We start from the raw sequence: 17,790 nt of genomic DNA, 5'->3' as shown, positions 1-17,790 counted from the left end.
GCGATTAACGCGGCAGGCGCATGTAACCGGTAAGTGGCGGTAAAGTCGCAAAAATCAACAGATAGGGGTCCATCATAGCGGTTTTGCCGGATATTCGCAGAGGTCGGCTATCACGCAGCGCTCGCATTCCGGCTTGCGCGCTTTGCACACATAACGTCCGTGCAGGATAAGCCAATGATGGGCGTCAAGTTTGTACTCTACTGGCACAAAACGTAACAGTTTGTCCTCCACTTCACGCACGTCCTTGCCAGGGGCGATGCGGGTGCGGTTGGCTACCCGGAAAATGTGGGTATCTACTGCAATGGTAGGTTGTCCGAAGGCGGTATTCAGCACCACGTTGGCGGTTTTGCGGCCAACGCCGGGCAGGGCTTCCAGTGCCTCGCGCTGCTGCGGTACTTCACCGCCGTGCAGCTCCAGCAGCATGCGGCAGGTGGCCACCGTGTTCTTGGCCTTGGTGCGGAACAGGCCGATGGTCTTGATGTAGTCGGCGACGCCTTCCTCGCCGAGGGTCAGCATCTTGTCCGGGGTGGGGGCGACCTTGAACAGCACGCGGGTGGCCTTGTTGACGCCGACGTCGGTAGCCTGCGCCGACAGCAGCACGGCAATCAGCAGCTGGAACGGAGTGTCGTACTCCAGTTCGGTGGTCGGATGCGGATTCTGCGCTTTCAGGCGCTCGAAGATTTGCAGGCGTTTGGCGGCGTTCATGGCTGGCTGACGGCATGAGTGGCAGGGTTGGCCGCGGTGGCGGCGATACGGCGCTGGCGGGCATCGAGCAGGTTCTTGCCGGCAATCAGCAAGCCCAGCCCCAGAAAGGCACCCGGCGGCAGCAGTGCCAGCAGGAACTGGTAATTGGCCGGTGCCAGGTGCAAGACCATGGCGTGACCGGCCTCGCCGAACAGCTTGTCGGCGCCGGCCAGCAAGGTGCCCTTGCCGGCCAGTTCGCGCAGCGCGCCCAGCGCGATCAGCACGCCGGTCAGCCCCAGCCCCATCATCAGCCCGTCCAGCGCGGCTTCTGTCACGCTGTTGCGCGAAGCAAACGCCTCGGCACGGGCCATCACGATGCAGTTGGTGGTGATCAGCGGGATGAAGATGCCCAGCACCAGGTACAGCTCGTGCAGCCAGGCATTCATTGCCAGGTCGACGCAGGTCACCAGCCCGGCGATGATCATGATGAAAATCGGGTTGCGGATCTCGTTGGGCACCAGGTTGCGTACGCTGGCCACGGCAGTGCCGGATAGCGCGGTCACCAGCGTGGTGGCCAGCCCCAGCGCCAGCGCGTTGACCACGTTATTGCTGATCGCCAGCACCGGGCACAGTCCCAGCAGCTGTACCAGCCCCGGGTTCTGCCGCCACAGGCCGTTGCGGGAAATTTCTTGCCAGTTGTTCATGGGTTTCCTTGCAGCAAGGCGGCGCGGTGGTCGCGGAAATAGCCGCTCACGCGGCCAACGGCAGCCGCGACCGCGCGCGCCGAGATGGTGGCGCCGCTGACATAGTCGATATCGCCGCCATCCTTTTTCACTTTCCAGTCGCGGTGGCTGGCGGTGTCGCGGCCGCTGAACTGGCGCGCCCAGCTGCTGACCGACTGGTCGATATAGTCGCCCAGCCCCGGGGTTTCCTTGTGGCCGACCACGCGCACGCCCTGCAGCTTGCCATCGGCGGCAATGCCGATCAGCAGGTCGATACGGCCGCCGTAGCCGTTAGGGGCTGCCGCCTCGAACACCACGCCACTGGGCCGGCCGGCCTTGCTGGCACGGTAGACGTTGGCCGCAGCACGGCCGTTGAGCAGCCAGGCCGCCGCTTCCGGCAGCGGCTGGCGGCTGGCGGCCAGGTCGTTATCGAACAGCGCCGCCGGCAGTGCCTGGGTCAGCAGCGCGGCACGGGCGGCACTCTGGTTGGCCGCGACCTGCGCCCGCGTGGCCAACCAGGTGCCGGCAAGCAGCAGGGTGATGGCGGCGGCAAAACTGGCCAGGATCAGGGCGCTGCGGCGCGCCTGGCGCGGGGCGCTACGCACGGCGACCTCCCTTGTGGCCGAACACGGTCGGCTGGGTGTACTGGTCGATGAACGGTACCGCGATATTCATGATCAGCACCGCAAACGCCACGGCATCCGGAAAGCCGCCGAACACGCGGATCAGCACGGTCAGCACGCCGACCAGCCCGCCAAAAATCAAGCGTCCTCGCGGCGTGGTGGAGCCGGATACCGGATCGGTGACGATAAACATTGCGGCCAGCAGGGTGGCGCCATTGAATAAGTGAAACAGCGGGCTGGCGTAGTGTGCCGGCGCGGCCAACCACAGCGCGCCGGACATGGCGACCACGCCGGCCAGCGTCGCCAGCGGCGTCTGCCATGGAATCAGCTTCTGCTGCCACAGCCACAGGCCACCGGCCAGCCAGCCGAGGGCGATCCACTCGCCACCGGCATTGCCAAGCTGGCCGAAGCGGTCGCCGGCCAGCAGCTGCGATACGTCGCGGCCGCCTTGCAGCAGGCCGGTCTTCAGCAGGTCCAGCGGTGTGGCACTGGACACCGCATCCAGCGCGCTGCCGGCCGGCAGGGTATGGCTGAAGATCCATTGCAGCTGGGCAGCGGCATCCAGTGGCGCCAGCGGGCTGCCCCAGGCGGCCATCTGTGCCGGAAACGAGATGATGGCTACGGCAAAGCCGACCATCGCCGGGTTGAACGGGTTGTTGCCGAGTCCGCCGTACAGCTGTTTTGCCACCACGATGGCGAACAGTGTGGCCACCACGATCAGCCACCAGGCGCCCAGCGGCGGCATCGCCAACGCCAGCAGCCAGGCGGTAACGATGGCGGACAGGTCTTTCAGGAAGGGTGTTACCGGCACACCGCGCAAGCGCAGCATGGCCGCTTCTGCCAGCAAGGCGGTAACGCTGGCCAGCAACAATTGCACCAGTACACCGATGCCGTTGAAATGCACCGACAGCGCGATGCCCGGCAGCATGGCGGCCAGTACCTTGAGCATCACCGCGGAGACGGTAGCGGGTTTGGCAATGTGGGTGGCGTGTAGGGTCATGTCGGGTCTTGCTGGTCTTGTTGAGCTGCCGCCTTGCGGGCAGCCGCGCGTTCCATTGCCGCCTTGATGGCAGCCTGTTTGGCGTCGTCGATGCCGGTGGCGCTGACTGGGTTGGCCGCAGCGTTGTTGCCGCTAGCGTCATTGCTCTGCTGGGCGGCCGCCTTGCGGGCCGCAGCACGTTCCATCGCCGCCTGGATAGCTGCCTGCTTGGTGTCGTCGATGCCGGTGGCGCTGACTGGGTTGGCCGCAGCGTTGTTGCCGCTGTCGTCGCTGCTTTGCTGAGCGGCAGCCTTGCGGGCCGCAGCACGTTCCATCGCGGCTTGGATGGCAGCCTGTTTGGCGTTGTCGATGCCGGTGCTGCCGGCAGGGTTGGCCGCAGCGTTGCTGCTGTCGTCGCTGCTTTGCTGCGCTGCCGCCTTGCGGGCAGCTGCGCGTTCCATTGCCGCCTTGATGGCGGCCTGTTTGGCATCGTCCAGCGCCTGGGTATGGCTGTCCGGCAGCGGCTTACTTTCCTGCTGTTCGGCGGCGCGGGCCATGGCGGCGGCGATGATGGCTTTTTTCGGGTCGTCCTGGGCGCTGGACACGGTAGTCGTGGCCGCTTGGCTGGCGGCCAGCTTGGCGGCCTGCTCGGCAGCGCGGGCCGCCAGACGTTCGGCTTTTTCCGATTTCTCGCGTTCGATGCGGAACTGGCGGAAGTCATGGCGGCGGCGTGCCAGGTCGGCGGCTTTCTTGTCGCGCTCGGCGGCCCAGATTTCGCTCTTGGCAAAACGGTAGTAGTCCACCAGCGGGATCTGGCTGGGGCAGACATAGCTGCAGGCGCCGCACTCGATGCAGTCGAACAGGTGCCATTCCTGTGCCTTGCCAAAGTTCCTGGCCTTGGCGAACCAGAACAGGTCCATCGGCTGCAGTTCCATCGGGCAGGCCGTGGCGCACTCGCCGCAGCGGATGCAGGGCATGGCCGCAGGGCGGGGCGGGAATTCGGCCGGGCTTTTCACGATCAGGCAGTTGCCGGCTTTGCTCAGGCCGGCGGCCAGATCCGGCACGGTAAAGCCCATCATCGGGCCACCCATGATCACCTCTGCTGCTGTGGTGTGCCCGGCTTGTGCCAGCAGCCAGTCCAGCGGAGTGCCGATCAGCGCTTCGACGTTGGCTGCATCGGCCACCGCGCCGGTGAGGGTAACGATGCGGCTGAGCAGCGGCTCGCCATGCAGTACGGCGCGGGCGATGGCGTACAGCGTGCCGACATTGAGGCACTGCACCCCCAGTTCGGTGGCGCGCACGCCATGCGGGATTTCCTTGCCGGTCAGCACGCGGATCAATTGCTTGGCGCTGCCGCTGGGGTATTTGGTGGGGATGGCCACGACGCGGAATGGGGTGCCGTGGCAGGCGGCCTGCATGGCGGCAATCGCCTGCGGCTTGTTGTCCTCGATGCCGATTAGGACCTCGCCAGCGCGCAGGGCGTGGGCGGCAATGCCGATGCCGGCGACGATGTCGGCGGCACGCTCCTGCATCAGGCGGTCGTCGCAGCTGATGTAGGGCTCGCACTCGGCACCATTTACTACCAGAGTTTGCAGCTCACGGGCGGCCAGTTTCAGATGGGTGGGGAATACCGCGCCGCCCAGCCCGACGATGCCCATCTGCTGCAGAAAGTCGCGCAATTCGCTGCCGCTGGCATCGCGCCAGTGCGGCAGGTTTTGCCGTGGTTGCCATTGCTCCAGACCATCCGGTTGCAGCGTGATGGTGGCGGCAGGCAGGCCGGACGGATGGGCAAAGGCATGCTCGCCGATGGCGATGATGTTGCCGGAGGTCGGTGCGTGTACCGCGGAGGACAGCCGGCCGTCCGCTTCGGCGATGCACTGGCCTTTCAGGACCCGCTGGCCCGGCTGTACGCAGGGCAGTGCGGCATTGCCCACGCTTTGACCCAGCGCGATATGCAGCAGTGGCGGCAATGGCAGTTGGCGGATCGGTGTCGCGCTGGACTGCTGCTTGTTTTCCGGCGGGTGGATGCCGCCGTGGAAGTCGTACAGCCGGCTCATGCGCGCGACTCCGGTGCGGTTTTCAGTGCCTTGATCGGAATGGTGGGATAGCGCCACTTCCAGTTGGTCAGGTCGGTACCTTGCGGAATCATGCGGATGCAATCCACCGGACAGGGGGCGATGCATAGCTCGCAGCCGGTGCACTCGTCGGCAATGATGGTGTGCATCATCTTGGCCGAGCCGAGAATGGCATCCACCGGACAGGCCTGGATGCACAGCGTGCAGCCGATACAGGTGGCCTCATCGATCAGGGCTACCGCCTTGGGTTTGGGTTGTGGCGCATCGGCAGCAAACGGTTTGAACTCCACGCCCAGGAGTTCGGCCAGTTTCCTGATGCCGTCTTCGCCACCGGGCGGGCACTTGTTGATGTCGTCACTGCCGTCGGCAATCGCCTCGGCATAGGGGTGGCAGCCAGGATGGCCGCATTGGCCGCACTGGGTTTGCGGCAGAATGGCGTCGATCTTTTCCACCAGCGGGTCGCCATCAACGCGAAAGCGTACCGAGGCAAACCCCAGCACCGCGCCCAGCAACAGCGCCAGGGCAACCATGATCAGCAGGGCAAGCAGCAGCGTTGTCATTTCACCAGGCCTCCAAAACCCATGAAGGCCAGGCTCATCAGCGCCGCGGTAACCAGTGCGATCGGTGTGCCTTTGAAGGCTTCCGGCACGTCGGCACCTTCCAGCCGTTCGCGCATGGCACTGAACAGGATCAGGATCAGCGAAAAGCCCAGTGCACTGCCAAAGCCGAAGATCAGCGATTCGGCAAAGGTATGGCCCTCCTGCGCGTTGAGTAGCGGAATGCCCAGCACCGCGCAGTTGGTGGTGATCAGCGGCAGGTAGATGCCCAGCACCTGGTACAGCACCGGGCTGGTCTTGTGGATGACCATCTCGGTGAACTGCACGATGCCGGCGATGACCACGATGAAGGACAGTGTGCGCAGGTACTCCAGTCCGGCTGCCTCAAGCAACAGGTTGATCAGGTGGCTGCTGCCGGCGCCCAGGGTGAGCACGAAAGTGGTGGCGGCGCCCATGCCGATGGAGGCCTCCAGTTTCTTGGATACCCCCATGAACGGGCACAGACCCAATATGCGTACCAGGACCACGTTGTTGACCAGTACGGTGCTGAGCAGAATCAGCAGGTAGTGCGAGAAATCCATCGATGCCATTGCCAGCGAAGAATGCGCGAATTATCCGTGTTCGCTGGCATGGCTTCAACCTTCATGCCGACATGGCGAGGTTGGCCGCATCTTTAATAACCGGGATTTATATCGTGCAGAGACAAGTAGCCCCAAAAAAACCGCCACACGGTGATTGCAGCACGCGTGTGGCGAAGGAGGGTACTGTTACTACTACTTCAGCAGGGTACTACTTGTTTACCGTGGCGACGGATGAAACTAGGGGAAACATCCGCCGCCGTGCGGTTTAGATCGCAGCCTGTTGCAGTTGCTCCAGGATGTGCGGGTTCTCCAGCGTGGATACGTCCTGGGTGATTTCCTCGCCCTTGGCGATGGAGCGCAGCAGACGACGCATGATCTTGCCGGAACGGGTCTTGGGCAGGTTCTCGCCAAAACGGATGTCGTCCGGCTGGGCGATCTTGCCGATTTCGTGCGCCACCCAGTTCTTCAGTTCTGCGGCAATCTTCTTGGCATCGTCGCCTTGTGGGCGGGCGCCTTTCAGCACCACGAAAGCCACCACGGCTTCGCCTTTCACCTCGTGCGGCTTGCCCACTACGGCGGCTTCCGCTACCAGCGGGTTGGCCACCAGCGCCGATTCGATCTCCATGGTGCCCAGACGGTGGCCGGATACGTTCAGCACATCGTCGATACGACCCATGATCCAGAAGTAGCCGTTCTCGTCACGGTTGGCCGAGTCGCCTGCCAGGTAGTACTGGCCGTTGAACTCGTCCGGGAAGTAGGTTTTCTTGAAGCGGTCCGGGTCGTTCCAGATGGTGCGCACCAGTGACGGGAACGGCTTCTTGATGACCAGGAAACCACCACGGCCCGGTTCGACCTGGGCGCCGGATTCGTCGACGATGTCGGCCATGATGCCTGGCAGCGGCAGGGTGCAGGAGCCCGGCTTGGTCGGTACTGCGCCCGGGATCGGCGCGATCATCGCCGAGCCGGTTTCGGTTTGCCACCAGGTGTCGACGATCGGGCAGCGACCGCCGCCCACCACCTCGTAGTACCACATCCAGGCTTCCGGATTGATCGGCTCGCCCACGGTGCCGAGGATGCGCAGGCTGGACAGGTCGAACTGCTTGGGCAGGTCGGCACCCAGCTTGATCAGCGAGCGGATGGCGGTCGGTGCGGTGTAGAAAATGGAGACCTTGTGTTGCTCGATCATGCGCCAAAAGCGGCTGGCATCCGGGTAGGTCGGTACGCCTTCAAACACGATCTGGGTAGCACCGTTGGCCAGCGGGCCGTAGCAGATATAGGAGTGGCCGGTAATCCAGCCCACATCGGCGGTGCACCAGTACACGTCGTTCGGTTTGTAGTCGAAAGCCCAGCGGAAGCTGTTCATGGCGCCCAGCAGGTAGCCGGCGCTGCTGTGCTGGATGCCCTTGGGCTTGCCGGTGGAGCCGGAGGTGTACAGGATGAATAGCGGGTCTTCCGCATTCATCCATTCCGGTTCGCAGGTTTCGGCCTGGCCTTCGATCAGCTTGTGCCACCATACGTCGCGGCCTTCGGTCCAGTTGGCGCCACCATTGGTGCGCTGGTAGACCACGACATGCTCGACGGATTCGCAGCCTTCCAGGGCCAGCGCTTCGTCAACGGTGGCTTTCAGCGGCACGGTCTTGCCGCCACGCAGGCCTTCATTGGCGGTAATCACGGCTTTGGCGCCGGCATCCTGGATACGGTCACGTACCGCACCGGCAGAGAAGCCGCCGAACACCACGGAGTGGATGGCGCCGATACGGGCGCAGGCCTGCATGGCGACGATGGCTTCGATCACCATCGGCATGTAGATCACCACGCGGTCGCCTTTGGCGATGCCCAGGCTCTTCAGGCCATTGGCAAACTGGCAGACGCGGCGATGCAATTCGGCATAGGTCACGCGGGTGACATCGCCATCGTCTGCTTCAAAAATCAGCGCAATCTTGTTGCCGTTCTCGTTCAGGTGACGGTCCAGGCAGTTGTAGGACACGTTCAGCATGCCGTCGTCGAACCACTTGAAGAACGGGGCGTTGCTATCGTCCAGCACGCGGCTGAACGGTTTTTTCCAGGTAATCAGTTCGCGAGCCAAATCACCCCAGAAGGACAGGTAGTGATCGTCAGCCTGTTCGCACAGCGCGTTGTAGGCATCCATGCCGGAGATGCTGGCCTTGCGGCGGAAGTCTTCGCTGGGCGGGAAGCTGCGGGTTTCCTTGAGGATCGATTCGAGGGTAGACATATTTGGCTCCTTTGTTCTTTCTTGGTTGGCCGCACCGAGAACGGTGCGGCCATTACTGCGTATTGCTTACTTAGTGTTTGGACGCACCGGAGGCACCAATGCCGGTCATGGAGCGGACAAACTGGGCATCAAACTTCTGCTTCTCTTCTGCTGCGGCCTTGGAGGTATCCAGTACCGAGAACAGCCAGGTGAAGAAGAAGGCCATGGTCATGGAGAACAGTGCCGGGTTCTTGTACGGGAAGATGGCAGCTTCGTGCTTCATCACGTCTACCCACACGGTCGGGCCGACCACGATCAGGCCGACAGCGGAGATCAGGCCGATGAAGCCGCCGATGACCGCGCCGCGGGTGGTGAGACCTTTCCAGAACATGGACAGGAACAGTACCGGGAAGTTGGCCGAGGCGGCGATGGAGAACGCCAGACCTACCATGAAGGCGATGTTCTGTTTCTCGAACACCAGACCCAGCACGATGGCAAGCACGCCCAGGCACAGGGTGGTGATCTTGGAAACGCGCATTTCGCTCTTCTCGTCAGCCTTGCCCTTCTTGATGACCGAAGCGTACAGGTCATGCGATACCGCGGAAGCGCCGGACAGTGCCAGACCGGCAACCACTGCCAGAATGGTGGCGAAGGCCACAGCGGAGATGAAACCGTAGAACACGTTACCGCCCACGACGTGAGCCAGGTGGATGGCGGCCATGTTGCTACCACCAACCAGTTGGGTGACTTCCTTGCCGTTCTTGGTCACGGTTTCCATCAGACCCGGCTGGTTCAGCAGCAGCATGATGGCGCCGAAGCCGATCACGAAGGTCAGGATGTAGAAGTAGCCGATGAAACCGGTGGCGAAGAACACCGATTTACGGGCTTCCTTGGCGTTGGAGACGGTGAAGAAGCGCATCAGGATGTGCGGCAGGCCGGCGGTACCGAACATCAGCGCAATACCCAGCGAGATGGAGTCGATTGGATCAGCCTTGCCCGGAGACATGATGGCGATGCCCTTGGCGTGAATTTCGGTCGCTTTCTGGAACATCATTTCCGGGCTGAAGCCAACGGAAGCCAGCACCATGAAGGCCATGAAAGAAGCGCCGGACAGCAGGATCACCGCCTTGATGATCTGTACCCAGGTGGTGGCCAGCATGCCGCCGAACATCACGTACATCACCATCAGTACACCTACCAGTACCACCGCCACGCTGTATTCCAGACCGAACAGCAGCTGGATCAGCTTGCCGGCACCGACCATCTGCGCGATCAGGTACAGCGCTACCACCACCAGGGTGCCGGTGGCGGCGAAAGTGCGTACTGGTCCCTGTTGCAGGCGATAGGAGGCCACGTCGGCAAAGGTGAATTTGCCCAGGTTGCGCAAGCGCTCGGCGACCAGGAACAGGATGATCGGCCAGCCGACCAGAAAGCCCATGGAGTAGATCAGGCCGTCGTAGCCCTTGTCGAACACCATGGCGGAAATACCCAGGAACGATGCCGCAGACATGTAGTCACCGGCAATGGCCAGACCGTTCTGCAGGCCGGTAATGCCGCCGCCGCCGGTATAGAAGTCGGACGCGGAACGGGTACGGCGTGCTGCCCAGTAAGTGATGCCGAGGGTAACGCCGACAAACAGGACAAACAGCGTAATGGCTGTCCAGTTGGTGGCCTGCTTTTGTACCTCGCCTTCAATGGCGCCGCTGGCCATGGCCAGCCCGGGCAGGGTGGCCAGTGCGGCATAAGCTGCAAATTTCAGCCATTTGTTCATTGCTTTGCCTCCTCAACGATCTGTTGGGTGAGTTCATCGAACTCGGTGTTGGCTTTGCGTACATAGATGCCGGTCAGTACAAAGGCCGACAGGATGATGGCAATGCCGACAGGGATGCCAACGGTAGTCACGCCGCCAGAAAGCGAGGCGCCAAGTGTGGCCGGGGAGAAGGCAAGTACCAGAATGAAACCGTAGTAGATTGCCAGCATGATGATGCTGAGCAGCCATCCGAAGCTGGTTTTCTTGTGTACCAGTTCTGCGAACTTCGGATTGGCTTGCACCCGTTGCAGGATGTCCTCGTTCATTGTTTCCTCCTTTGTCATCGCGACAGGCCGAAAGACCTTGATCGCGTGCTGGGAAATTAAGACGCAGGAAAGTGTCGGGCTAATCGTTTTTTTTGATGTGGCGGATAACGTTTGGTCTGTCGCGTCAAAAAAATGATGCAAATTCAATTGCTTGCAGTCGAGCATTTGCTTTATTTATGCCGCGTATAAGTGAATCTTATCCAGATATTGTGTAGTTTCCCTTTTCGCGAACCGGTGGCTTGTACAGAATGGGTGTCAATAATTTGGCAGGCCGCCACATATAGGCAGGCCCCATCGGGAGGGTGGTAGCAGGATGGAAATCTATCAGCTGAGAACCTTTGTCACCGTGGCCCAGCAAGGGCACCTGACTCAGGCCGCTGAAGTACTGCATTTGTCACAACCAGCAGTGACCGCCCAGATCAAGGCGGTGGAGGAAGAGGTTGGCATGCCGCTGTTCGAACGCACCGCAGGTGGTGTGGTGTTGACCAGAGCAGGGCAGGAACTGCTGCCGCAAGCCCAGGAGATTCTTGCCGCTGCCAAACAGCTGCTGAACCAGGCGCGCAGCCTGAAAGGACAGCTTACTGGCAAGGCTCAGCTGGGTATTACCCTGATGCCAGCGCTGCTGCGGATCGGCCCCTGGGTGGCACGCCTGACCGAGCGTTATCCTTTGCTTGAAATCTGCCTCCATCAGGGCGTTACCGGCGATGTTCTCAACGCCGTGCGCAAGAAGGAACTGGATGGCGGTTTTTATCTGGGCAAGAACCCGTATGCAAACGTGCATACGGTCCTGCTCGACAATATGCGGCTGCGCGTCGCCATGCCGCTTGGCTGGTTGTCCCGCGTGCAAGTCGACAATCCAAAGGAGCTTGGACGCTTGCCTTGGGTTGGTGTGTCGCAGTTTTCCAGCTTGTCCAAGATCGTCAGCGAATTGTGGCGTGAACTGAACATTTCGCCGAAGAAAGTGGCCGAAAGCGACTACTTTCTGACCTCGATGGAGTTGATTAAAGCCGGGGTCGGTATCGCACTGCTACGGGAAGAGGATGCGCTGGCTGCCGAGGCTGCGGGAGAGTTGGAGCTGTGGCCGGACCTGGTTAAAACGGCGGAATTGCAATTTGTCTTTGCGGCCGACAAGGCTGCAGATCCTGTGCTGCAGGCGCTGGTAGGCGAGCTGGAGCCGGTGTGGCAGATTAGGGTGCCAGAACTGTAGCAATCGGTGTTGCTGCATTGGAATGGCGAATGTGTAGGCAAGAGGAGGCGCTATGGCAAATGTGCTGCAGCAGTACCTGGATGTTTTTCAGAGCGCCCAGCAGCGCTGGCTGGATGCTAATGGTGATTACTGGCAGCAGCTATGGCGCGTGCAACCATTATTTGGAAGTCGCCAGCATTTGTCATCGCAGCTGGAAAGCTCCCTGACATCTGGCGCGTCGCTGTTACGGGCCTCGGCGGATATGCATCATGATCTGCAGGTGCTCGGCGAGCGCTGGCTGGGGCGGCAACAGAAAAGCTGGCAACAGTACACTGCAGTTTTGCCGCGACAGGTCTTGCCCTGTTTCATGCCGCTGGAGGCCGGCTTGTCCGGTTGCCTGATTGCCAGCCGTGCTTCGCGTCAAATCCATCATTTCGCTTCTACTCGCTTGTCTACCGTGCCGTTACATGCAGTGCGCGGTGTACAGCGTGTCTATCATCACCAGGGTAAATAACCCTGTAGTGACTGCAGTGTTTGTTCTGTTTGTAAATCATTAGAATGCTCAAACGACACGCGGCCAGGTTGGCCGCGTTGGTGTTGCTCTCTGGACGCTATTCTGTCGCCTCCAAGGATTGAATCCGTATTACTGACTAGTGGGCAGTGTGGTTAGCCGTTGGCGCGGTTTGAGTTTCAGACTGCCGATGGTTGCGCCGCCGAGTATGAGTGCGCCGGCCAGCCAGCTGGTGCTAGTCATCTCGCCTAGCCCGCTCAGCGCAAGCAGGAGCGTGGACAGCAAGGGGGTGAGGTAGGCCAGCACGCCTACTTGGCGAGGGTCTGCTTGCTTCATTGCTTTATCCCACAGGAAAAACGCCATGCCTAATGGGCCGATTCCGATGATCAGTAGCGCCAGCCATTCGCTTGTATTCGGGGTGACGGAAGGTTCGAATAAGCAATGGCAGATGCCGGCAAGAATTGCTGACAGCAAGCAGAAGAAGCCGACTACGCTATTGGGGAAGCTGGGTAGCTTGCGTAGTAGCAGGCTGTAGCATGACCAGGTTAATGCTGCTGCGATGGCAAACAGATAGCCACTGGGAAGTGTGGCCGGTACCTGCAATTTACCTTGCGTGACAATCAGGACAGCTCCGCAAAAGCCGGCAATGGAGGCAACGAGATGTTGCCATTGTAAGTTGCCCAAGCGAAATAATGGACTGAGTAGTACCAGTAGCAGTGGCCACAGATAATTCAGCAAGTTGGCCTCCAGTGGCGGCGCGGTGCGGAATGCGGTGAATATCAACGCGTGATAGCCGAAAATGCCGACCACTCCTGTGGCGAGAACTTTGAAAGGGACGCGCCATTGCCGGTAATGGCGGATAGACAGCAAGCTGCCGATGCCTAGCGCAATAGCTGTGACCAGAAACGGCGGAAGTCGTTGAGTGAAAACGCCAAGGCTGGCTAGGGTGGCCCACAGTAAAATGGCTAAGAAAGCCGAAAAAAGCGGTTGCTGCTTCATTGCATTCAGTATCAGTGCGGGGTCGACACTATCCCTGCTGTGCAGCGATACAGTCAAGCAACCGGCTTATGTTTCATATCATGCTGCTTGGGCGGCAGAGCAAGAGGTCAAATTATGCAGCAACAATTAATTACCGACTGGTTGCAACGTAATCAGGCAACGGTCAGCGAAAATGGCGAATTGAGCATGCCAGATTATGCTGGGCAGTTGGCCGCAGTAACCGACGGTATCGCCTATAGCTGGCTCAGCAAGTTCTCCATTTTGCGGGTTTCCGGAGACGATGCCACTACTTTTCTGCAGGGGCAGTTTTCTTGTGATGTGGCCGCCGTGGCAGAAAACGGCGTGAGCTGGGGTAGTTATTCCACAGCCAAGGGGCGCATGCAGGCAAGTTTTCTGCTGTTTGGTAGTGCCGGCGTTTTCCATTTGTTGCTGCGCAATGATATCGCAGAAACATTCAGGAAACGTTTGTCGATGTTTGTGCTGCGGTCAAAAGTAAAAATCGAATGCGTCGATAGTTCGATGCTGGCATTTGGCGTCATGCAGGCAACTGCCTGTCATGGTGTGTTGCCGCAGCGAGAATTGCAATGTGATGAAAATCTCGTGGCTGCCATTTCCCCTAATGTCAGCATTGTTTTGACTGAGGACCCTGCCAGCGAATTGGCAAAGTGGCAGACGAAGCATCGGGCGGTGGGGAGCCAGGCCTGGGATTGGGTGTTTATACAGGCTGGTTTACCTTGGGTGAGCAAGGCAACTTATGAGGAGTTTGTCCCTCAAATGGCCAATCTTGATTTGCTAGGCGGTGTCAGCTTTAAAAAGGGTTGCTATCCCGGGCAGGAGATTGTTGCGCGCACGCAGTACCTTGGTAAGGTCAAACGCCGTCTTTACCGTGCCCGTATTAGTGGGGGGCATGTAAATGAAGGGGATGCATTGCTGGCCGCCAGTACCGGGGAGCAAGCCATTGGCCGCATTGTTTTGACGGTACCATTGCTGGATGGAGAAAATGAGTGCCTGTTGGTGATGCAGGCGATGGCTTGGGACGATAACCCCAAACTGGCATCAGGAGTGCTTGCGAAGATTGAGCAGCTACCATTGCCTTATTCTTTTCCAGATGCGGATTGAATTGCTAGACGACAGTTTTGATAAATAGGCTTGACGGCTTTTTGAATAAGGGCTAATTTTCGAAAATCAAAACTCTAAAGCCAATGGTGATCAAATGGATTTGTCGACTCTGGATTTTTCGGCGCTGCTGCAATTGCGTACTGATGTTGACGCGGAAATTCGTCGCCGTGAAAGCGAAGAAAAAGCAAAAGCTGCTAAGCAGGTGATGGAGCTGATTCGTACTCATGGACTGGATCTGCAGGAGCTGGCGAATAAATCGGTAAAAGCAGTTGCTACTACTGCGCGCAAGCCGGTAGATGCCAAATATCGCCATCCTGACGATGCTTCACTTTCTTGGACGGGTCGTGGACGTAAGCCGCTGTGGGTGGTTACCTGGCTGGATGCCGGTCGCACACTGGAAGAACTGCTGATCAAGTAAGTCCTTCTTGGGCCGTATATAAAACGCCATGCATTAGCATGGCGTTTTGTTTTTGGTCACAGCGATAACGTGTCTGCACTATACTGGCTGGACAATATTAGTCCTGCTGGTTATGTGCCGGTTTCGCTTTCGAGATAATGATAAATGGTTAAGCTAGATTTTTTGTCTTTTGGCAGCAAGAAGAAAGCCCAGCCACTCGATGATGCCGCTGCCGCTGCGGCATGGTATGGCGAGACTGTGCAGGAGTACGGTGCCGGCGCGCATCAGAAAGTTGTGGATCTGCTTGGGCAGTACAATCTGCACGGTGAAAGCCTGGCGCCACAAACCCTGGCGGCCTTGCTGGCATTAGATGAACTGGCTTCACAACAGCATCAGCAGCTGGGGGCGCAGTACCTGTTGAACGGTCGTTTGCCCAAGGTACTGGAAGAGCAGCTGCGCAGTCGTATCCGTTCATATGGCCGGCAAGTCGTGGCGGCCTATCAGCGCTTTCTGGCGCTGGATGCTGAAGAAACTCGCCAGATGGGCGATAACCTGCTGCTGGCAATTGCCCGCATGATGCATTACCTGTCCGAGCAGGCATTGTGGCAGTACTACCGGCATGCATTGCCGGACAGCGTATTCTGGGAAACCGTAAACCAGTTGTTTGCCCGTGCCGAGCAACTGGGGCTGGATGCACGCCCTGTCGAGTTGTTCAAGAATGGAACCGTGACTACGGTTCACGATTTGTATCTGTCCCTGCTGCTGGTGGCCGTGCTGTCCAGCGGCAACTTGTCGGCGCGGCAAGTTTCGCTTGGACACCAGCTGGCGCTGCTGGTGTCCAACCGGGCGACGCTGCGGCGCAATGCCAGCGACTATCCAAGCTTTGTTATCGACCTGGACCAGGGCATGCCGCCAAGCCGGGTTCGGCAGCTGGATATGCCGGGCAATCTGCGGTTCTGGAATACGGCGGACATCATCGAGCAGATCGACCGCTGGCAAGTGGTCTGTGAGTCGGGCGTATTGCCGCTGGAACTCAAGGGTCTGATGATGACCACTAGCGAGACCACGCTGTTGCGCTATCTGGCGCGAGAGTGGGCTGAGCGGCCGTTCCATTACCAGCGTGCCGAACGGGTGCGCAGCGGATGCCAGCAGGTGGAAGTGGCGCACCGCCTGGCGGTAGTCCACAGGTTGGTCCGTGACGCCGATGATGCGGCCCGGCAAATGTCTTATGCTCAGGATGGAGAGGAAGAACAGTATCGCGTGTACGGCTTCGTCAGCAGTCGTCGTCGTGAAAAGAACGTTTACAGTCAGGTGCAGCCGCCATCGGTATTTCCGTTTTGGGAGCTGGATAACAAGAGCGCCACCGGTATTGGTGTCAACCTGCCATCGCACGGCAACGAATGGGTAGCGCTAGGTGGCTTGATGGCATTTCGCGAGGCGGAAGAGCAGAACTGGACGCTGGGCCTGATCCGTCGTCTGCAGCGCCCGGAAGCCGAGCGTGTCTACCTCGGGATTCAGGTGCTGTCCAGCCGGCCGGTGGCGGCGTCATTGCATCGTAGTGACGGTGTGCCGCCAGACAGTGTGCTGCCCGCGGAGCTGATCTGGAACAAGGGCGAGATCGCCTTGTTCGTGCCGTTTGTGCGCGAAGACAAAAAGCTGAATACCTTGCTGCTGTCGGTCAGTTCATATGCCGCAGGGCGCGAGCTGGAAATGCGCGCCAAGGGCAAAGCCTTCCAGATCCGTCTTGGACGGGTGCTGGAAAAAGGGGTGGACTGGTGTCATGTCGAGATTGATCTGATCAAGTCGAATTAGTCGCCACTCGCTACAAAAAACGCCGGCAAGCCATTTGGCTGCCGGCGTTCTGTTTGGCGCGATGCAATCAACGCAGTTCTTGCAGCACGCCATAAATGGCGCTGACGGTGGCCTCGCCTAGGCGCAGGCTACGCTGCCCGTTCCAGCCGTAGTCGTCATCCGGCAGATTGTCGTTGTCCTTGAACGGCATTTCCAGGGTGTAAGCCAGGCACTTGAACTGTTCGCCGACCCAGGCCGTGGCCATGCTCATGTTGGCCGCACCCGCTGCATCCTTGTCGTAGCCGAACTCGTCCTGGAAATCCGGCGAAGACAAGCGCAGCAAGTGCTTGAACTTGTCTTCCAGCCGCGCGATGCGCTCGTCGTAGCTGGGCACGCCTTCGGTGCCTGCCACGAAGATGTATGGGATGGTCTCGTCGCCGTGGATGTCGAGGAACAGGTCAACACCGGTTTCCAGCATCTTGTTGCGCACGTGGAAGACTTCCGGGCTGGTCTCCTCGCTCGGGGTCAGCCATTCGCGGTTCAGGTTGGCGCCGGCGGCGTTGGTGCGCAGATTGCCCAGTACCGAGCCGTCCGGGTTCATGTTCGGCACGATGTAGAAGGTGGCACGGTCCAGCAGCGCGCGCGAGGTCGGATCCTGCGTGTCCAGCAAGCGGGTAATCAGGCCTTCGACAAACCATTCGGCCATGGTTTCGCCCGGGTGCTGGCGTGCGGTGATCCAGACTTTCAGGTCTGACTCCACTTCGTGGCCGATGGTTAGCAGATTGATGTCGCGGCCTTGTACGGTGGAGCCCAGGTCGGACACCTGGCACAGGCCGGAGCTTTGCGCCATGCCGATCAGGTTCAGGTGCTGCTCGTGCGAGTACGGTTCGAAGTAGGCGTAGTAGATGCTGCCGGCCAGCGGCGCATGTTCGATCACCAGCTCATTGCCGTCGACGTAGGTCGGCACGCGGAACCAGTTCACGCGGTCATAGGATGCCACGGCCTGATAGCCGTCCCAGCTGTTCGGGTAGGCAGTTTCATTCAGGTTGAGAAAGCGCAGCTTGCAAGTCTCGTAGGCGGCACCCTGCAGCCGGAAATAGAACCATTGCGCAAAGTCCGAGGCGTTGTCCTTGCGGATGCGCAGCTGGATATCATCGAAGCGGGTGGCGGAAACTACTTCGATGCTGCCGGCATCGAAATTGCTGCTGATTTTCATGTGATGCATCCTTCCTGATCAAGGGCGGGATTGTAGACCGCTTGGCGGCTGCCGTCATGGTT

At 59.9% G+C, this 17,790-nt stretch carries 17 protein-coding genes; 5 read left to right on the top strand and 12 right to left on the bottom strand.

Going from position 1 to position 17,790, the window contains the following annotated elements:
* Positions 1-72: 72 nt before the first annotated feature.
* The 10 genes from nth to HU218_RS14325 all read right to left on the bottom strand — a co-directional run bounded on the left by nth (position 73) and on the right by HU218_RS14325 (position 10,509).
* Positions 73-705, bottom strand: coding sequence for an endonuclease III (nth, locus tag HU218_RS14370; protein WP_174875630.1), 633 nt, complete (start codon positions 703-705; stop codon positions 73-75).
* Complete coding sequence (locus tag HU218_RS14365) at positions 702-1,388, bottom strand: electron transport complex subunit E (RefSeq protein ID WP_174875629.1); 687 nt, start codon at positions 1,386-1,388, stop codon at positions 702-704. Before HU218_RS14365 ends, nth begins: the two co-directional genes overlap by 4 nt.
* On the bottom strand, positions 1,385-2,011 hold the full coding sequence (locus HU218_RS14360; protein ID WP_174875628.1) for an RnfABCDGE type electron transport complex subunit G: 627 nt from the start codon (positions 2,009-2,011) through the stop codon (positions 1,385-1,387). The genes HU218_RS14365 and HU218_RS14360 overlap by 4 nt, the downstream gene beginning before the upstream one ends.
* Positions 2,004-3,029, bottom strand: a complete 1,026-nt coding sequence (locus HU218_RS14355; RefSeq protein ID WP_174875627.1) for an RnfABCDGE type electron transport complex subunit D — start codon at positions 3,027-3,029, stop codon at positions 2,004-2,006. The genes HU218_RS14360 and HU218_RS14355 overlap by 8 nt, the downstream gene beginning before the upstream one ends.
* Positions 3,026-5,065, bottom strand: a complete 2,040-nt coding sequence (rsxC, locus tag HU218_RS14350) for an electron transport complex subunit RsxC (protein ID WP_174875626.1) — start codon at positions 5,063-5,065, stop codon at positions 3,026-3,028. Before rsxC ends, HU218_RS14355 begins: the two co-directional genes overlap by 4 nt.
* Positions 5,062-5,643 carry an electron transport complex subunit RsxB gene (gene rsxB / locus HU218_RS14345; RefSeq protein ID WP_217450842.1) on the bottom strand — a complete coding sequence of 194 codons (582 nt, stop codon included), beginning with the start codon at positions 5,641-5,643 and terminating at the stop codon, positions 5,062-5,064. The genes rsxC and rsxB overlap by 4 nt, the downstream gene beginning before the upstream one ends.
* Positions 5,640-6,221 (bottom strand): electron transport complex subunit RsxA, encoded by a 582-nt coding sequence (gene rsxA / locus HU218_RS14340; protein WP_174875625.1) that lies wholly within the window; start codon positions 6,219-6,221, stop codon positions 5,640-5,642. Before rsxA ends, rsxB begins: the two co-directional genes overlap by 4 nt.
* A gap of 265 nt (positions 6,222-6,486) precedes the next feature.
* Complete coding sequence (acs, locus tag HU218_RS14335; protein ID WP_174875624.1) at positions 6,487-8,454, bottom strand: acetate--CoA ligase; 1,968 nt, start codon at positions 8,452-8,454, stop codon at positions 6,487-6,489.
* A 70-nt stretch (positions 8,455-8,524) separates the two neighbouring features.
* A complete protein-coding gene (locus HU218_RS14330) occupies positions 8,525-10,204 on the bottom strand; it encodes a cation acetate symporter (protein ID WP_174875623.1) in 1,680 nt (559 codons plus the stop codon).
* Positions 10,201-10,509 (bottom strand): DUF485 domain-containing protein, encoded by a 309-nt coding sequence (locus tag HU218_RS14325; protein ID WP_174875622.1) that lies wholly within the window; start codon positions 10,507-10,509, stop codon positions 10,201-10,203. The genes HU218_RS14330 and HU218_RS14325 overlap by 4 nt, the downstream gene beginning before the upstream one ends.
* 313 nt (positions 10,510-10,822) lie before the next feature.
* Here HU218_RS14325 and HU218_RS14320 point away from each other — a divergent pair, with 313 nt between their 5' ends.
* Both HU218_RS14320 and HU218_RS14315 read left to right on the top strand, forming a co-directional pair.
* The gene (locus tag HU218_RS14320; RefSeq protein WP_174875621.1) at positions 10,823-11,716 is read left to right on the top strand and encodes a LysR family transcriptional regulator; all 894 of its coding nucleotides are present in this window, start codon (positions 10,823-10,825) and stop codon (positions 11,714-11,716) included.
* Positions 11,717-11,768: 52 nt separating this feature from the next.
* A complete protein-coding gene (locus tag HU218_RS14315; protein ID WP_174875620.1) occupies positions 11,769-12,209 on the top strand; it encodes a hypothetical protein in 441 nt (146 codons plus the stop codon).
* Between the two features lie 129 nt (positions 12,210-12,338).
* On the opposite strand, the gene HU218_RS14310 is transcribed toward HU218_RS14315, so the two are convergent.
* Positions 12,339-13,205 (bottom strand): DMT family transporter, encoded by an 867-nt coding sequence (locus tag HU218_RS14310; protein ID WP_174875619.1) that lies wholly within the window; start codon positions 13,203-13,205, stop codon positions 12,339-12,341.
* A gap of 114 nt (positions 13,206-13,319) precedes the next feature.
* Between HU218_RS14310 and ygfZ the strand changes: the two genes are divergently transcribed.
* The 3 genes from ygfZ to HU218_RS14295 all read left to right on the top strand — a co-directional run bounded on the left by ygfZ (position 13,320) and on the right by HU218_RS14295 (position 16,533).
* Positions 13,320-14,324, top strand: a complete 1,005-nt coding sequence (ygfZ, locus tag HU218_RS14305) for a CAF17-like 4Fe-4S cluster assembly/insertion protein YgfZ (protein WP_174875618.1) — start codon at positions 13,320-13,322, stop codon at positions 14,322-14,324.
* A gap of 94 nt (positions 14,325-14,418) precedes the next feature.
* Complete coding sequence (locus HU218_RS14300; RefSeq protein ID WP_174875617.1) at positions 14,419-14,742, top strand: H-NS histone family protein; 324 nt, start codon at positions 14,419-14,421, stop codon at positions 14,740-14,742.
* Positions 14,743-14,886: 144 nt separating this feature from the next.
* A complete protein-coding gene (locus HU218_RS14295; RefSeq protein WP_174875616.1) occupies positions 14,887-16,533 on the top strand; it encodes a hypothetical protein in 1,647 nt (548 codons plus the stop codon).
* Positions 16,534-16,600: 67 nt separating this feature from the next.
* Here HU218_RS14295 and HU218_RS14290 read toward each other — a convergent pair whose 3' ends face one another.
* On the bottom strand, positions 16,601-17,728 hold the full coding sequence (locus tag HU218_RS14290; RefSeq protein WP_174875615.1) for a M14 family metallopeptidase: 1,128 nt from the start codon (positions 17,726-17,728) through the stop codon (positions 16,601-16,603).
* Between the last annotated feature and the right edge of the window lie 62 nt (positions 17,729-17,790).

It is taken from the genome of Vogesella oryzae, from assembly GCF_902829295.1.
Taxonomy (GTDB): domain Bacteria; phylum Pseudomonadota; class Gammaproteobacteria; order Burkholderiales; family Chromobacteriaceae; genus Vogesella; species Vogesella oryzae.
Note: the sequence above shows the minus strand (reverse complement) of the source record. Positions and strands in the feature narration are given on the sequence as shown.